14 protein-coding genes and 2 tRNA genes are annotated in these 13,817 nt (G+C 70.8%); 2 read left to right on the plus strand and 14 right to left on the minus strand.

All coding sequences use genetic code 11. The features are described from left to right. Positions 1-10 precede the first annotated feature (10 nt). Positions 11-1,738 carry a SulP family inorganic anion transporter gene (locus NR112_RS17805; protein WP_256795625.1) on the minus strand — a complete coding sequence of 576 codons (1,728 nt, stop codon included), beginning with the start codon at positions 1,736-1,738 and terminating at the stop codon, positions 11-13. 227 nt (positions 1,739-1,965) lie between these two features. Between NR112_RS17805 and ppk2 the strand changes: the two genes are divergently transcribed. Beyond that, positions 1,966-2,826 carry a polyphosphate kinase 2 gene (gene ppk2, locus NR112_RS17810; protein ID WP_256795626.1) on the plus strand — a complete coding sequence of 287 codons (861 nt, stop codon included), beginning with the start codon at positions 1,966-1,968 and terminating at the stop codon, positions 2,824-2,826. A gap of 192 nt (positions 2,827-3,018) precedes the next feature. Here ppk2 and NR112_RS23210 read toward each other — a convergent pair whose 3' ends face one another. The 11 genes from NR112_RS23210 to NR112_RS17860 all read right to left on the minus strand — a co-directional run bounded on the left by NR112_RS23210 (position 3,019) and on the right by NR112_RS17860 (position 11,820). Further along, a complete protein-coding gene (locus tag NR112_RS23210; RefSeq protein ID WP_374512928.1) occupies positions 3,019-3,651 on the minus strand; it encodes a phosphatase PAP2 family protein in 633 nt (210 codons plus the stop codon). Beyond that, positions 3,648-5,003, minus strand: coding sequence for a diacylglycerol kinase family protein (locus tag NR112_RS17815; protein WP_256795627.1), 1,356 nt, complete (start codon positions 5,001-5,003; stop codon positions 3,648-3,650). The genes NR112_RS23210 and NR112_RS17815 overlap by 4 nt, the downstream gene beginning before the upstream one ends. After that, positions 5,000-6,745, minus strand: a complete 1,746-nt coding sequence (locus NR112_RS17820; protein WP_256795628.1) for a sulfate permease — start codon at positions 6,743-6,745, stop codon at positions 5,000-5,002. The genes NR112_RS17815 and NR112_RS17820 overlap by 4 nt, the downstream gene beginning before the upstream one ends. A gap of 189 nt (positions 6,746-6,934) precedes the next feature. Continuing rightward, positions 6,935-7,008: transfer RNA gene (locus tag NR112_RS17825), tRNA-Val, on the minus strand. A gap of 106 nt (positions 7,009-7,114) precedes the next feature. Beyond that, positions 7,115-7,594, minus strand: a complete 480-nt coding sequence (locus NR112_RS17830; protein WP_256795629.1) for a TIGR02611 family protein — start codon at positions 7,592-7,594, stop codon at positions 7,115-7,117. Beyond that, complete coding sequence (locus tag NR112_RS17835; protein WP_256795630.1) at positions 7,591-8,436, minus strand: aminotransferase class IV; 846 nt, start codon at positions 8,434-8,436, stop codon at positions 7,591-7,593. Before NR112_RS17835 ends, NR112_RS17830 begins: the two co-directional genes overlap by 4 nt. A 52-nt stretch (positions 8,437-8,488) precedes the next feature. Continuing rightward, a complete protein-coding gene (locus tag NR112_RS17840; protein ID WP_256795631.1) occupies positions 8,489-9,541 on the minus strand; it encodes a chorismate-binding protein in 1,053 nt (350 codons plus the stop codon). A gap of 15 nt (positions 9,542-9,556) precedes the next feature. Then, a complete protein-coding gene (locus NR112_RS17845; protein WP_308337407.1) occupies positions 9,557-10,039 on the minus strand; it encodes a glutathione peroxidase in 483 nt (160 codons plus the stop codon). A gap of 185 nt (positions 10,040-10,224) precedes the next feature. Continuing rightward, positions 10,225-11,202: a non-homologous end-joining DNA ligase gene (gene ligD, locus NR112_RS17850; RefSeq protein WP_256795633.1), complete on the minus strand. Its 978-nt coding sequence runs from the start codon at positions 11,200-11,202 to the stop codon at positions 10,225-10,227. A gap of 111 nt (positions 11,203-11,313) precedes the next feature. Beyond that, positions 11,314-11,386 (minus strand) — tRNA-Gly (locus tag NR112_RS17855). 107 nt (positions 11,387-11,493) lie between these two features. After that, a complete protein-coding gene (locus NR112_RS17860) occupies positions 11,494-11,820 on the minus strand; it encodes a putative quinol monooxygenase (RefSeq protein ID WP_256795634.1) in 327 nt (108 codons plus the stop codon). Between the two features lie 192 nt (positions 11,821-12,012). On the opposite strand from NR112_RS17860, the gene NR112_RS17865 reads away from it, so the two are divergent. Further along, positions 12,013-12,843, plus strand: a complete 831-nt coding sequence (locus NR112_RS17865; protein WP_256795635.1) for a class II glutamine amidotransferase — start codon at positions 12,013-12,015, stop codon at positions 12,841-12,843. Between the two features lie 65 nt (positions 12,844-12,908). Here the strand turns inward: NR112_RS17865 and NR112_RS17870 are convergent, their stop codons facing one another. Together NR112_RS17870 and NR112_RS17875 are read right to left on the minus strand one after the other, a co-directional pair. Beyond that, positions 12,909-13,214, minus strand: a complete 306-nt coding sequence (locus NR112_RS17870) for an SHOCT domain-containing protein (RefSeq protein WP_256795636.1) — start codon at positions 13,212-13,214, stop codon at positions 12,909-12,911. Between the two features lie 80 nt (positions 13,215-13,294). Continuing rightward, a complete protein-coding gene (locus NR112_RS17875; protein ID WP_256795637.1) occupies positions 13,295-13,747 on the minus strand; it encodes a DUF6325 family protein in 453 nt (150 codons plus the stop codon). Positions 13,748-13,817 lie beyond the last annotated feature (70 nt).

The following is a 13,817-nucleotide window of genomic DNA, read 5'->3' on the forward strand; positions in this document are numbered from 1 at the left end:
GGTCGCCACGCTAGTGCGTGCAGGCCTCCACCGCCGCCGTCACCGTGCCGTGGAAGTGGTCGGCGCCGACGGCCTCCACGAGCCCGACCGAGTCCAGGCGGTCCCTCAGCTCCTGCGCCGCCCGTGCCACGTGGAGCTCGATGTTGCGCTCGCGGAGCCCGTCGAGCACCTCGCGCAGCGCGACCTCAGCGCTGGCGTCGAGGTCGCTGATGAACGAGCCGTCGAGCACCACGTGCCGCACGGGCTTGGGCGCACCGTCCACCGCGGCCCACAGCCGGCGCTTGAAGTAGTGGGCGTTGGCGAAGAACAGCCGGTCCTGGATGCGGTAGACGACGACACCCGCGCTGACGCCCGCGTCGGGCTGGTCCGCGACGTCCACGTAGCGGTCGTCGCGGGCGGACCACCCCAGCACGGCGTCGGCGGGTCGTGCCGCCCGACGCACGATGTCGGCGACGGACAGCAGGACCGCCACGATGATCGCCTGGAGGACCCCGACCGCCACGACGCACACGACCGTGATGGCGGCGATGACGACCTCGACCCTGCTGCTGCGGGCCAGCTCGCGCCACTGCACCGGGTCGATCAGCTTGGCCGCCGCGTACACGATGACCGCACCGAGGACCGCCGAGGGGAGGTACTCGATCGGCGCGGTGAGGAACAGCAGGATGACGGCGATCGTCCCCGCGGCCGCCAGCCCGCTGACCTGGCTCGTGGCCCCCATGTCGTCGTTGACCGCGGTCCGCGACCCGCTCGTCCCGACCGGGATGCTCTGCGTGACGCCGGCCGAGATCTGGGCCACCCCGAACGCGAGGAGCTCCTGGTTGGCGTCGACGATCTCGTGGTGACGGGCGGCGAAGGACCGTGCCGTGAGGATGGAGTCCGAGAAGGCGACGAGGAACACCGCCAGGGCCGCGACCACGAGCGTGCCGAGGTCTGCGCGTGAGACGTCCGGCAGCTCGAGCGACGGAAGTCCCTGTGGCACGGGGCCGGTGACCGACACCCCGTGGGCCACGAGGTCGAGCGCCCAGGACGCGGCGATGCCCAGGACCACGACCGCGAGGGCGCCCGGCAGACGCTTGCTGATCCGGCCGGCGACGACCAGCAGCGCCAACGAGACGAGACCGACGAGGACCGTGGCGCCGTTGGCGGTGCCGAGGTGGCCGACGATGTCGATCGTCTCGGGGATGGCACCCTCTGCGTCACTCGAGATGCCCAGCAGCTTGCCGAGCTGGCCGAGGATCAGCACGACGGCGACGCCGGTGATGTAGCCGACGAGGACCGCCTGCGAGAAGTAGTCGGCGATCCAGCCGAGGCGGGCCAGTCGGGCCGCCAGGAAGACGACCCCCACCATGATCGCGAGCAACGAGGCCAGTGCGGCGTACTGGGCGCTGGCGCCGGCGGCCAGCGGCGCGACGACGGTCGCGATGAGCAGCGACACCGTGCCCTCCGGGCCGACCACGACCCGGGGCGCCGACCCGAGGACCGCGTAGGCCAGCACCGGAAGGAGCAGCGCGTAGAGACCGGCACTGACCGGGACGCCGGCCAGCTCGGCGTAGGCCATCGCCGACGGCAGGGCCAACGCCGCGACCGTGACACCGGCGACGAGGTCCGTGCGCAGCCGCGGCCGCGTGTACGACGCGACCGACCGCGCGAAGGGAAGGTACCGCGTCGTGATCGGCGGTCGAGTCGCGGACGCGAACGCACCGCGACCCTCGTAGGCCCTGTCGAACGGCTGCACGGCTCCAGCCAAGCGCTCTGCGCGACGACCCGCATCGCCCGCAGAGGACCACGTGCGTCGACCGGTCGGTGACCAACCATGAGCGCGAACGGTCACTCGGCGGTTCGCCCAGGTTTGAGGAAGGCTCGACCGCTGCGGCGGCGTCGGAGGTAACCTACGAGGGCGCCGTGGCGAGACCCTGGACCGGACGACGCCCAGACGCGACGACGCAGCGCCGGAGGCCAGCGATGAGCAAGAAGAAGGCCAGGGAGTCGAACCCCAGCGAGGTGTTGCGCGCCCGAGCCGCGGGTGACCGCGACGCGTCCCCGGCTGGGGCGAAACTGGGTCGGAAGGCCTACGAGGCGGAGCTGGCGTTGCTGCAGGCGGAGCTCGTGTCCATGCAGGAGTGGGTGAAGGCGTCCGGTGCCAAGGTGTGTGTCGTGTTCGAGGGGCGGGACACGGCCGGCAAGGGCGGCACGATCAAGCGCATCGTCGAGCGCGTGAGCCCGCGGGTCTTCCGCGTGGTCGCGTTGCCGTCGCCGACCGACCGGGAGAGGTCACAGATGTACATCCAGCGGTACATCACGCACTTCCCGGCGGCCGGTGAGGTCGTGATCTTCGACCGCAGCTGGTACAACCGAGCGGGGGTCGAGCGGGTGATGGGCTTCTGCACGCCCGCCCAGACCGACCGCTTTCTCGAGCAGGTCCCTGCCGTCGAGAAGGCCATCGTCGACTCGGGCATCATCCTGCTCAAGTACTGGCTCGAGGTCGGTTCCGACGAGCAGACCCGCCGGATCGAGAACAGGATCCATGACCCGCGCAAGGTGTGGAAGCTCTCCGACATGGATCTGGAGTCCTACAGCCGCTGGTACGACTACTCCCGGGCTCGCGATGCGATGTTCGCTGCTTCCGACACCCCGTGGGCCCCGTGGAACGTCGCCTACACGGACAGCAAGAGACGCGGCCGGCTGAACGTCATCAGTCATCTGCTGAGCCAGGTGCCCTACGAGCCGCTGAAGGCGAAGGACGTCGAGCTGCCGGAGCGTCAGGCACCGGGCGACTACCACGCCCCGGCCCTGCCGCCTCGCTTCATCCCCACTCCGTTCTGAGCGCCCCCCTTGTCCAGTCCGAAGCTGCTGTGGGATGCCCGGGTCCGCGGTCGGCCGACCGAGCCGACCTGCAGACGGAGCAGGTGGCAGAGTCCCGAGGTCCGGCATCACGATGAAGGGCGATTCGCGTGGGAAGCGTCGCTCGAGGACCTGGCCCGGCGACGAATGGTCCCGGAGCGCCGGGAGCTTCGGTCATCGGTGGCGCAGCCGGGAGGCCAAGGTCGAGGACGCGCGTCCGAGTCCGGCACCGACGGAAGCACCGACCAGGACGTCGCCGGGGTAGTGCACCCCGGTGTACACGCGCGAGAACGCCACGACTGCCGCAGACACTCGTAGGGGCCATCGCAGCTCCGGCACCACCGCGCTGGTAGCGACGCAGAATGCCGCCGCGGACGCGGAGTGCCCCGAAGGGAAGGAGGCCGATGACGGCATGCCCACCCATCGGGACTCAGGCACGCCCAGCTCGGTGCGCCGCGGGCGACGACGGGCTGCCAGCTTCATCGGCTGGTTGACCAGGAGGGAGGTCACTCCGATCGCGGCTACCCCGGTGAGGGCGGCACGGCGCCCCCTCGCCCCACCGAATGCGGCCATTCCCCCCGCCACGAGGAGCCAGGGTTTGGAGAAGTTGGCGAAGGCAGACGCCCGGCGTAGAGGCTCGTCGAGCCACGGTGTGTTCAGCTCTGCAACGGCGCGATAGGCGCCGCGGTCGGCCGTGTCCAATCTCCGCAGCAGCCGCACGACCCCGGTCAGGCGAGGCGAGCCGCGACCCGCGAGGCCCTTGGCGAGCAGCGCTTCGACAGGCTCGGGCGGGGTCGGACCGCTCATCCGGCCCCCGCTTCCCGCCCGGTCGCGACCTGCCAGAGCGCAGCGAGTGTCGACCTGGCAGTGATGCGTGCGGGGCGGGCAGCACGCGCCCGTCGAAGGGCCGCGCGCGGAAGTCGGACCGTGACCGCGCCGGGGCGGATGGTGAAGCGCAACGGGGGGTCGAGGACCAGGGCCTCCCCGTCGACGCCGACCTCCACGCGCCCCGCAGAGCGCACGTCGAACTCGGACGCCGTCCACTCATCCCACCCGGAGAAGCGCTGGACCTGACCGGTCATCTCCAGGGCGGCGAGCTTCTCTGCGTCCGCCGCCGAGCCGACTCGCAGCGAGACCACCCCGAGCGCGCCGCTGTCGAGCCGCTCTCGCGTGCCCCCGCCGCGGAGGTGAGCGAGATCGTAAGGGTTGTTCGACACCAGCAGCAGCTGACCCGGAACGGCCTCCTCACCGGAGGGCAGCGTGTAGTGCAGGTCGAGAGCGTTGGCCCCGGGTCCGAGCATGTCGGGCAGCAGGGCCGAGGCGGTCTGCACCTTCGCGTCCCGGTAGTCCGCCGACTGCACGACCTTGGCGTAGACGCCCATCGACGCGTTGTTGACGAAGACGCGCCCGTTGATCTCAGCGAGGTCGACCCTCGTGTCGACGCCGTCGTCGAAGGCATCCAGCGCCCCGGGCACGTCTTCGCGGTCGATGCCCAGGTCGAGCGCGAAGTGGTTGCGTGTCCCTGCGGGCACGACGACGAAGGGGAGACCGTGCCGACTCGCGATCGAGGCGACGAGCGCAAGTGAGCCGTCCCCTCCGGCCATCCCCAGCAGATCCGCGCCGCGGGCGACCGCGTCCTCGGCCACCGCTCGCAGGTCGTCGCCGGGGTTGAGGACATAGGGCTCGACACCCCGCTGCCTGCAGAGGTCGACGAGGCCGAACCGCTCGACCTTGCCCCCGCCGGAACGCGGGTTCATGATGAGGACCGCCTGCCTCGCCCTGGGCGCGGACTCGGCGTCGTCGGCCTGCGCTGTCGGGGCCAGTGCGTAGCCGGCTGCCGCTGTGGAGATCGCCGCGAGTGCGAGCCCGACTACCAGCACCCGACCGCTCTGGCTCGCGAGGATCACCACGACGAAGACGAGCAGGGCGATGACCCCGAGCGCAGCGGCAGCTGCCCGGACGGCGCCCCGGCGGGACACGACGTACCACGCGGCCACCACCGCCACCCCGAGCGAGACCACACTGGCCATCAGGACGTCCCAGCGCCGGATGGAGACGACCACGAGGAACAGCAAGGCGGCCGCGAACGCTGTCAGGGCGAGTGCTGCCGAGGCTCTGCGAACGGCGCTGCTGCTGGCGCCGGGGTCGGACGTCGTCATGCCGGCTCCTTCGGGGAGCGCCAGCTCGCACCGGTCTGGCGCCTGAACTCCGCGACGGCCTCGTCGACGGTGGGGAGGAAGTGCTCAGGGGCGATGGTGCGGGTCAGCTCGTACCGCTCGATCTTCGCACGCACCGGATCCTTCATCTCCGCGAAGACGAGGGACACCCCACGCTCGTTCAGCCACGTGTCCAGCTCCTCCAGCATGTCCGAGGCCGTGGTATCCACGTCCGTGATCGGCTCAGCGGCGACGACGATCCAGCGCAGCGCGGGGTCGTCGTCGGCCATCGCGCGCACGGTCTCGCCGAAGGTCCGGGCATTGGCGAAGATGAGCGGCGCGTCGAACCGGTAGACGACCAGCCCGGGCATCCGCTCGGCATCCGGGTAGCTGTCGGTGTCGTGCAGTCCATCAACCCCCTCGACGCGCCCGAGCTCGGCCTGGTGCGGCCACCAGGTGCGGCGGAAGACGTTGAGAATGGACAGACCTACCGCGATGAGGATGCCGGGCAGCACCCCGAGGAGGGCCACACCGAGCAGGGCGATGAGGGACAGGAGGAACTCCGTCCGGCGCTGCAGCCAGAGGCGACGAGTGCCCGCGACGTCGGTCAGCGACACGGCCGCCGCGATGACGATGGCCCCGAGCGTCGGTTGGGGCACGTACTGCATGAGGGCGTTGGCGAAGAGCAGGACGGCGGCGATCACCGCGGCGCCGACCACCCCGGTGACCTGGGACCGGGAGCCGGCCTGTTCCGCCACCGCGGTCCGCGACCCGCTGGTGCTGACCGGAAAGCCCTGGAAGGCTCCAGCGGCGACGTTGGCGGCCCCGATGCCGATCATCTCCTGGTTCCCCTGGACGCGTTCGCCCTTGCGGGCCGCGAAGGCCGAGGCCGTGGACATCGTGTCGGCGAGAGCGACGACGGCGATGGCCAGCGCCCCGAGGAGGAGGGGCGGGACGTCGCCCCAGCCCACCTGCGGGATGGTGAAGGTCGGGAGGCCTTGTGGGAGGACACCGACCGTGTCGACCCCGTGGGCCTGCAAGTCGAACACCTTGACCACGACAGCGGTCAGCACCACGATCACCAGCACGCTCGGGACCTTGGGGATGAACCTGTTCAGGAGCAGGATGCCGGCCAGGGCACTGACCCCGATGACGGCCGCCGTACGGTTGGCCGAGCCCGTGAACAGCCCGGACAGGAAGGCGTTGGCCTCGGCCACGAGACCGCTCGCGTCGGTGGAGAAGCCGAAGAGCTTTGGTAGCTGGCCGACGATGATCGTGAGCGCCAGCCCGTTCATGTAGCCGATCTGGGTCGGCTTCGACAGCAGGTCAGCGACGAAGCCGAACCGCGCCAGTCCCGCGACGACCATGACGACGCCGACGATGATCGCCAGCATCGAGGCGAGCGCGACGGCTCGGGCGGGGTCTCCCCCGGCGAGCAGGAGGGGAAGGATCGTCGCCGCGATCATGGGCCCCAGCGACGAGTCCGGTCCCAGCACGAGGACCCGCGAGGGCCCGAAGACCGCATAGCCGATCAGGCACAAGATGGAGGTGTACAACCCCGTGACGGGCGGCAGCCCGGCGAGCTGCGCATAGGCCATTCCCTGCGGCACCAACAACGCGGACAGGACCAGGCCGGCGACGACGTCCTTCGGCAGCCAGGACCGCTCGTAGGAGCGCACCAGTCGTAGACCGGGGACGTGTTCCTTCCACGTGCGCTCTCCGACATCAGGTCGGTCGGTGGGCACGGCCACGGTCAGCCGAGGTTCTGGGTGCGCACGCCGGTGCCGGGTCGGCCTGCGCCCGAGCGGTCTCGTTCCGCGTGAAGAGCGTTCACAGGTGGAGCCTACAGGCGGGACGAGTGCCCGTCCCCGTGCTTCATCCGGTTCGTCGGAGCCGTCGTTCCGTGAAGGGCTCGCCCGACCTTCGTCGGTCGGTGGACGTGAAGGGACTCGAACCCCTGACCTCTCGCGTGTGAAGCGAGCGCTCTAACCAGCTGAGCTACACGTCCGGGCACCCCTGTGCCGACATGAGGTCCGGCTGGCGTCGGGGTGACGGAGCCAAACAATAGCCGGTGCTGGCACGGTCGCGGTAATCGCCCCTCGCCGGGTCGCGTCTCAGTCGATGCCGGGCACCTGCGTCAGCAGCTGCTCGGCCCACTGGGGCACGAACGGCGGGATGCCCGCCCACGCGAGATAGCCCCAGATGACGCCCCAGACGATGAGCAGGGTGCCGAGGGCGACGAGACCGCGCACCCAGATCGCCTGGTCCATGATCCAGTCGTTCCAGCGGCTGACGTGGCGCCGGGCGAAGTCGAGCCAGCGCTGGGCGAACTCGAACTCGCTCGCGAGGATGAGCAGGCCGAAGAAGACGACGAGCCATCCGGGCCCAGGCGCCGGGACCATGATGAGGCCACCGATCGTCACGATGCCGCCGACGACGCCGACGGCCGTGCGCCAGACGAGGTGGGTGACGCGGTTGCGGCGCAGGCGCGCCCGCCAGGCCCAGCGGTCCTCTCCCGCGTCGAGGGTGACGTTCGCGTCGGAGTAGTCGACGGGAGGTCGGGTCTCGTCGCGGGTGCGATCCTCGCCGGTCACGGGTCGCCGTTCCGCTCGGCGTTGGTGCGAAAGACCCGCTGCAGCTCGGTCGTGACGGGGCCGTTGGCGGACAGCTCCCGGTCGTCGACGGCGTGGACGGGCAGGACGTCCTTCGTCGAGCTCGTGATGAAGACCTCGTCGGCGGTGTGGAGCACGTCGAGCGGTAGCGTCTCCTCGCGGATGTCGAGGCCGGCGGCGCGGCCCCACTCGATGGTGAGCTCGCGGGTGATGCCGAGGAGCGGGCCCGACTCGGCCGGTGGTGTCAGCACGACGCCGTCGACGACGACGAAGACATTGCTGCCGGTGCACTCGCACAGCTCGCCGCGGGTGTTGCCGAAGACCGCCTCGACGGCGCCGACCTGCTTGGCGCGTGCGAGCGCGACGACGTTCTCGGCGTAGGACGTCGTCTTGAGCCCGACGACGGCCGAGCGCTCGTTGCGCGTCCACGGGACGACGGTGAGCTTCCCGCTCGCGGGCGGGAGCGCCTGCGGAGCCGCGACCACGATGTAGGTCAGCGACGCGTCGCCGCGGTCGGACCCGAGGGGTCCGACGCCCCCGGTGACGCTGTAGCGCAGCCGGCCGAAGTCGATCGCGGGCCCGTCGAGCACCGCAGCCACACCCTTGTCGACGATGGCCAGGTCCAGAGGGGGCAGACCGAGCCCTGCTGCGGATCGCTCGAGTCGTCGGTGGTGGCGGGTCAGCGCGAAGGGCTGCCCGGCGGCGATCTTGGCGGTCTCGAAGACACCGTCGCCGACCGTGACCGAGTGGTCGAGGGCGGAGACGGACGGGCCGGTCGGGTCGACGAGATCGCCGTTGACCCAGACGCGCGTGGTCGTGCTCATGGTCCCTTCCTGGGGGCGCGGCGGCCGCCCGGAAGGCGCCCGACGGGAGCCATCATGGTGTCACAGTGCCCGCCGCCAACCCGATGAGCCGCGCGGCCTTGAGCTCCGTCTCGGCCCACTCCCCCTCCGGGTCGGAGTGCCAGGTGATGCCGGCGCCCGTGCCGAACCGCAACCAGCGCCGGCCCGCGGCGTCTCGCTCTGCCCAGAAGGTGCGGATGCCGACGGCGAGGTCGGCCGCCCGGGCGTCGGCGTCGACCCATCCGACGGCACCGCAGTACGGGCCGCGGGGCACCGTCTCCAGGTCCAGGATCGCCGTGAGCGCGCTCGACTTCGGGGCTCCGGAGACCGACCCCGGAGGGTAGGCCGCCGCGAAGACGTCGCTCCAGCCGACGCCGTCACGCAGGTGCCCGCTGACCGTGGAGACGAGGTGGACGAGGCCCGGGTGCGCCTCGATCGTGCAGAGCTCGTCGACGGAGACGGTCCCGGGCTCGCAGACACCGGACAGGTCGTTGCGCATGAGGTCGACGATCATGACGTTCTCGGCGTGGTCCTTGGGCAGCATCTGCTCGGCGGTCGTGGCGGTGCCCTTGATCGGGCGGGTCACGAGGTGCCGACCACGACGCCCGAGGAAGAGCTCCGGCGAGGCGCTGACGACGTCGAGGCCGGCGGCATCGCACCGGATGCGTGCCGCGTGCGGCGCCGGGTTGCCTTGTCGCAGAAGAGCATCGAGGCCGTCGAGGTCGGCTTCCGGGGGTAGCGCGTGGCTGAGCACGCGGCAGACGTTGACCTGGTAGACGGTCCCAGCCGCGATGCGCTCGCGCACCTCGCGCACGGCGCCCACGTATGCCGTCCGATCGAGCGAGGTGCGCCAGTGGCGGTCGAGCGGCTGCCACGCCACGGCGGGCACCCGGGCGGCCGCGGCGGCCTGCCCGGCGGCATACGCCCTCGGGGTGACCTCGGCGAAGCGCACGGCGGTCACGGCACCCTCGAAGGTGGCCACGACGGCCCAGAAGCCCTCGCGCGTCATCGCGTCGAGGGCTTCCTGGCCGTGGCGGACGTCGACGACTCCGTGTGCGTCCCGGTCGGCGAAGCGGGCGTGGTCCACCCGCAGATCGTAGGCCTAGGCGGAGAGGGCCTTCTCGATGTCACCGGCGAGGTCCGCGGGCTCGGTCGTCGGCGCGTAGCGGCCGATGACGGTGCCGTCGCGGGCGACGAGGAACTTCGTGAAGTTCCACTTGATCTTCTTGCCGAGCAGGCCGCCCTTCTCGGACTTGAGCCACGTGTAGACGGGGTGCTCGTCCGCGCCGTTGACGTCGACCTTGGAGAACATCGGGAAGCTGACGCCGTAGTTCTTCTGGCAGAAGGCGCCGATCTCCTCGTCGCTGCCCGGGTCCTGACCGCCGAACTGGTTGCACGGGAAGCCGAGGACGGTCAGGCCCTGGGCGCGGTAGGTCTCGTAGAGCTGCTCGAGGCCGCCGAGCTGCGGGGTGTAGCCGCACTCGCTGGCGGTGTTGACGACGAGGACGACGTCACCGGCGTACTCGCCCAGCGACACCTCCCCGCCGTCGATCGAGGTGGCCTTGAAGTCGTGCAGGACGGTCACGGTGTCTCCTCTGGTGGTCATGCGTCACCCCGATCCTCACCCGTGGAGCCCCCGGACCGCGAATCGGCGGTCGCGCGGGCGTGCGGACGTGCGGACGTGCGGACGTGCGGACGTGCGGCGGCAGGGTGCAGCGTCGTCGCGGTGCGTCGTGACGGTGGTTCGGCGTCGTGGACCACGCGGATGGGTCAGGCCCCCGCGTCGTCGGGCTCGGGGGGCACGTCGTTGCCGTCTCGCTCGTCGCGGTCGGCCCACTCGAGCAGCGTGCTGAAGTCGAAGACGGCGTCGTCGATGCCGGCATGCAGGTCACCGAGGCGGGCGAAGCGCTCGGGCATGGTCGCGATGGTGAAGTCCTGTGGTTCGGCGTCGGCGATCTCGTCCCACGCCAGTGGGGCCGAGACGGTGCCGCGCGGGTTGCCCCGGACGCTGTAGGCCGCGGCGATGGTGTGGTCGCGCGCGTTCTGGTTGTAGTCGACGAAGAGGTCCTTCGGCGAGCGGTCCTTGCGCCACCACGTCGTCGTCACGTCGTCGGGCAGCCGCCGCTCGACCTCGCGGGCGAAGGCCAGCGCGCCGCGGCGCACGTCCTTGAAGCCCCAGTCAGGAGCGATCCGGACGTAGACGTGCAGGCCGGAGCCGCCCGAGGTCTTGGGCCAGCCGACGGCGCCGAGCTCGTCGAGGATCTCGTGGGTCGTGGCCGCGGCCCGCCGCACCTTCTCGAAGCCGCACTCGGGCATCGGGTCGAGGTCGATGCGCCACTCGTCGGGGCTCTCGGTGTCGGCGCGACGGCTGTTCCAGGGGTGGAACTCGACCGTCGACATCTGCACCGCCCAGATGACGTCGGCGAGACGGGTCACGCAGAGCTCGTCGGCGTGCAGGCCGTAGCGCGGGAAGTGCAGACGCACGGTCTCGACCCACGGCGGGGCACCCGCGGGAAGCCGCTTCTGGTGGACCTTGGGCCCGTCGACGCCCTTGGGGAAGCGGTGCAGCATGCACGGCCGCTCACGCAGGGCGTTGACGATCCCGGGACCGACGGACAGGTAGTAGTCGACGAGGTGGCGCTTGGTCTCACCGCGCTCGGAGAAGTAGACGCGGTCCGGGCTCGAGAGGCGCACGATGTGGTCGCCGACCTCGATCTCGACCGCCGGTGCCTTGCTCGCCGCAGCCATGGCCGACAGCCTACGGACCGGACGGGCGCCGGCGCGTGAACCGGCCCGACGGACGCGCACCCGCACGTGCAGAAGGGCCCGCCGACGTGAGTCGACGGGCCCTTCCAGCGGAGCGGACGACCGGGCTCGAACCGGCGACCTCAACCTTGGCAAGGTTGCGCTCTACCAACTGAGCTACGTCCGCCTGCCAGGCCCTCGGAGCCGAGGCTCCGTGGGTGCGAGGTAGACCATAGCGGACGGTCGCCCGGTTGGCGAAATACGCCGAAATCCGCTGTCGGAGTGGCCGTTCGGTTACTCGCCGACCGCCATCTCGCCGAGCTCGGACCACTGGGTCCCGTCGACCGTCGCGTTGACGATCTTCGGGGTGGCCGAGAGGTAGCCCGGCAGGCTCGAGGTGGCCTCGCGGAAGTGCTCGCTCTGCACGTGGGCGCCTCCGGCTGCGTCGTCACGGAAGGCCTCGACGAGGACGTACTCGGTCGGGTCGTCCAGGCTGCGCGACCAGTCGAACCACAGGCAGCCGTCCTCGGCGCGGGTGGCTTCCGTGAAGGCCCGCGAGATCTCGGGCCACTCGTCGGCGTGCTCGGGCTTCACAGGGAACTTCGCGGTGATGAAGATCAAGGGTCTCTCCTGGGACTCGGTTGAGGTCGTGCACCGCCCCGGGCGGTCCACCGACCGATACGTACCCGCCCGATCGACACCCCACGACGCCGGCGGCACGTCCATCCTCCTCCGTCGGGGCCTTCCGCTTCATCCCCCGGGAGTGATGTCGGCCGTGGGGGCCGCGCGTTCCATGGAGGTATGTGCCGCTGGATGGTGTACTCGGGTGACCCGATCCTCGCCGAGGACCTCCTCTTCAAACCCGAGCACTCTCTCATCGAGCAGAGCCTGCACTCCCGGATGGGCGCCACGACGACGAACGGCGACGGGTTCGGGATCGGCTGGTACGGCGAGGGCCCCAGACCGGCGGTCTTCAAGAGCGTCGACCCCGCGTGGAACGACGAGAACCTCCGTGAGCTCACCGCCCAGGTGCGCACGCGCCTCATGTTCGCGCACGTCCGGGCCTCCACCGGGACCCCGGTGCAACGGAGCAACTGCCACCCGTTCCGCCACGACTCCTGGCTCTGGATGCACAACGGCGCCGTCTTCGGCTTCCACGAGCTCAAGCGTGACCTGATGTTCGCCATCGACCCCTCGCTCTACCTCGACGTGGAGGGATCGACGGACTCCGAGGCGCTCTTCTTCCTCGCCCTGACCTTCGGCCTGCAGGACGACCCGGTCGGCGCCGTCGCGCGAGCCGTCGGGCTCGTCGAGGACCTCGCCGAGCGCCGCGGCATGAGCAACCCCGTCCAGGCCACCCTGGCGACCAGCGACGGCGAACGTGTGTGGGCCTTCCGCTACTCGTCGCAGCACCAGAGCCGCACGCTGTTCCACTCGACCGACGTGACCCAGCTGAGGGAGCTCCACCCGGAGCTGGAGATGCTCCGGAACCTCGGTGACGAGACACGGCTCGTCGTGTCCGAGCCGCTCCGGGACCTGCCGGGCGCCTGGCGCGAGGTCCCGGAGTCGTCCTGCGGCATCATCCAGCCGGGCGACGACGAGATCCGCCCCTTCGAGCCGATCCGCCCCATCCACGTCGTCTGACGGCGTGGTCGTGCCCGTGCTCTCCCTTGGAGTGCACGGGCACGACCACGCGAAGGGTGGCTCGGTCAGAGGCCGAGGATCCGCGACTTCTGCGTCTGGAACTCCTGCTCGGTCAGCACACCGGAGGCGCGCAGCTCACCGAGCTGCTGCAGACGGGCCAGGTCGGCGTCGGGGTCAGGGGCATCGGGTGGAGGCGGCGCGTACTGCTGTTGCGGCGGCGCCGCATACTGCTGCGGCGGCGCCTGCTGCTGCACCTGCTGCTCCTCCTGGGCTGCCCACCTACCGGCCTGCCGGCGTGACACGCGGTTGGACACGGCTGTCGCGGTCCCGGCGACGACGGCCGTGCGGGCCACGCCACGTAGTAGTCCCATGTGTTCTCCTCCTTCTCGACTGCGGTTCGTCCTCGGTGCCCACCCGCCGGGTCGGCCGGCGGGGGCTCTGTTGCGTCCGACTAGTCGGCGTCCCCGGAGGCGGCCTCGAGCGCCTCGAGACGCGCGATGACCGCATCCGCGGGGAGCCGCACGCTGGCGACGACCTCGGCACCGGCACGTCGCATCGCGGACACGAACGGCCCGGCCCACGTGTTCTCGTACACGAGGACGGCCACGGCGTTCCCGGGCTGCACCAGGTCGGCGGCCGCCGCGAGGTCCTCCTCGTCGAGCAGGTCGGACTCGACTCCCTCGAAGATCGCGAGGTCGAGCGTGCCGTCCCCGTCGAGGTCGGTGATGGCGACCGCGGTCACCGTCCCGTCGGCATCGCGGACGAGCCCTCGCATGTCGAGAACGCGGATGACGCCGGCGTCGACCAGCCGGACCAGTTCGGCCATCCCCTCCCCCGTGAGCCTGGCGCCGGGAAATTCCAGCGCAAGGTAGTCGATCGGTCCGACATCGACGTTGACACTCATGTCTGCCTCCTTGGCGACTCTCGACTGACACGACGACACTCGTCCCGGCACTGTCCCCGTGCATCGCTCC

Source organism: Terrabacter sp. Ter38 (assembly GCF_024519435.1).
Taxonomy (GTDB): domain Bacteria; phylum Actinomycetota; class Actinomycetes; order Actinomycetales; family Dermatophilaceae; genus Terrabacter.

What these genes read in the sequence shown, in the direction of transcription:
- ppk2 (WP_256795626.1), top strand. Translation starts at nt 1,966, where the DNA reads ATGAGCAAGAAGAAGGCCAGGGAGTCGAACCCCAGCGAGGTGTTGCGC.
- NR112_RS23210 (WP_374512928.1), bottom strand. Translation starts at nt 3,651, where the DNA reads ATGAGCGGTCCGACCCCGCCCGAGCCTGTCGAAGCGCTGCTCGCCAAG.
- NR112_RS17815 (WP_256795627.1), bottom strand. Translation starts at nt 5,003, where the DNA reads ATGACGACGTCCGACCCCGGCGCCAGCAGCAGCGCCGTTCGCAGAGCC.
- NR112_RS17835 (WP_256795630.1), bottom strand. Translation starts at nt 8,436, where the DNA reads ATGAGCACGACCACGCGCGTCTGGGTCAACGGCGATCTCGTCGACCCG.
- ligD (WP_256795633.1), bottom strand. Translation starts at nt 11,202, where the DNA reads ATGGCTGCGGCGAGCAAGGCACCGGCGGTCGAGATCGAGGTCGGCGAC.
- NR112_RS17865 (WP_256795635.1), top strand. Translation starts at nt 12,013, where the DNA reads ATGGTGTACTCGGGTGACCCGATCCTCGCCGAGGACCTCCTCTTCAAA.
- NR112_RS17870 (WP_256795636.1), bottom strand. Translation starts at nt 13,214, where the DNA reads ATGGGACTACTACGTGGCGTGGCCCGCACGGCCGTCGTCGCCGGGACC.
- NR112_RS17875 (WP_256795637.1), bottom strand. Translation starts at nt 13,747, where the DNA reads ATGAGTGTCAACGTCGATGTCGGACCGATCGACTACCTTGCGCTGGAA.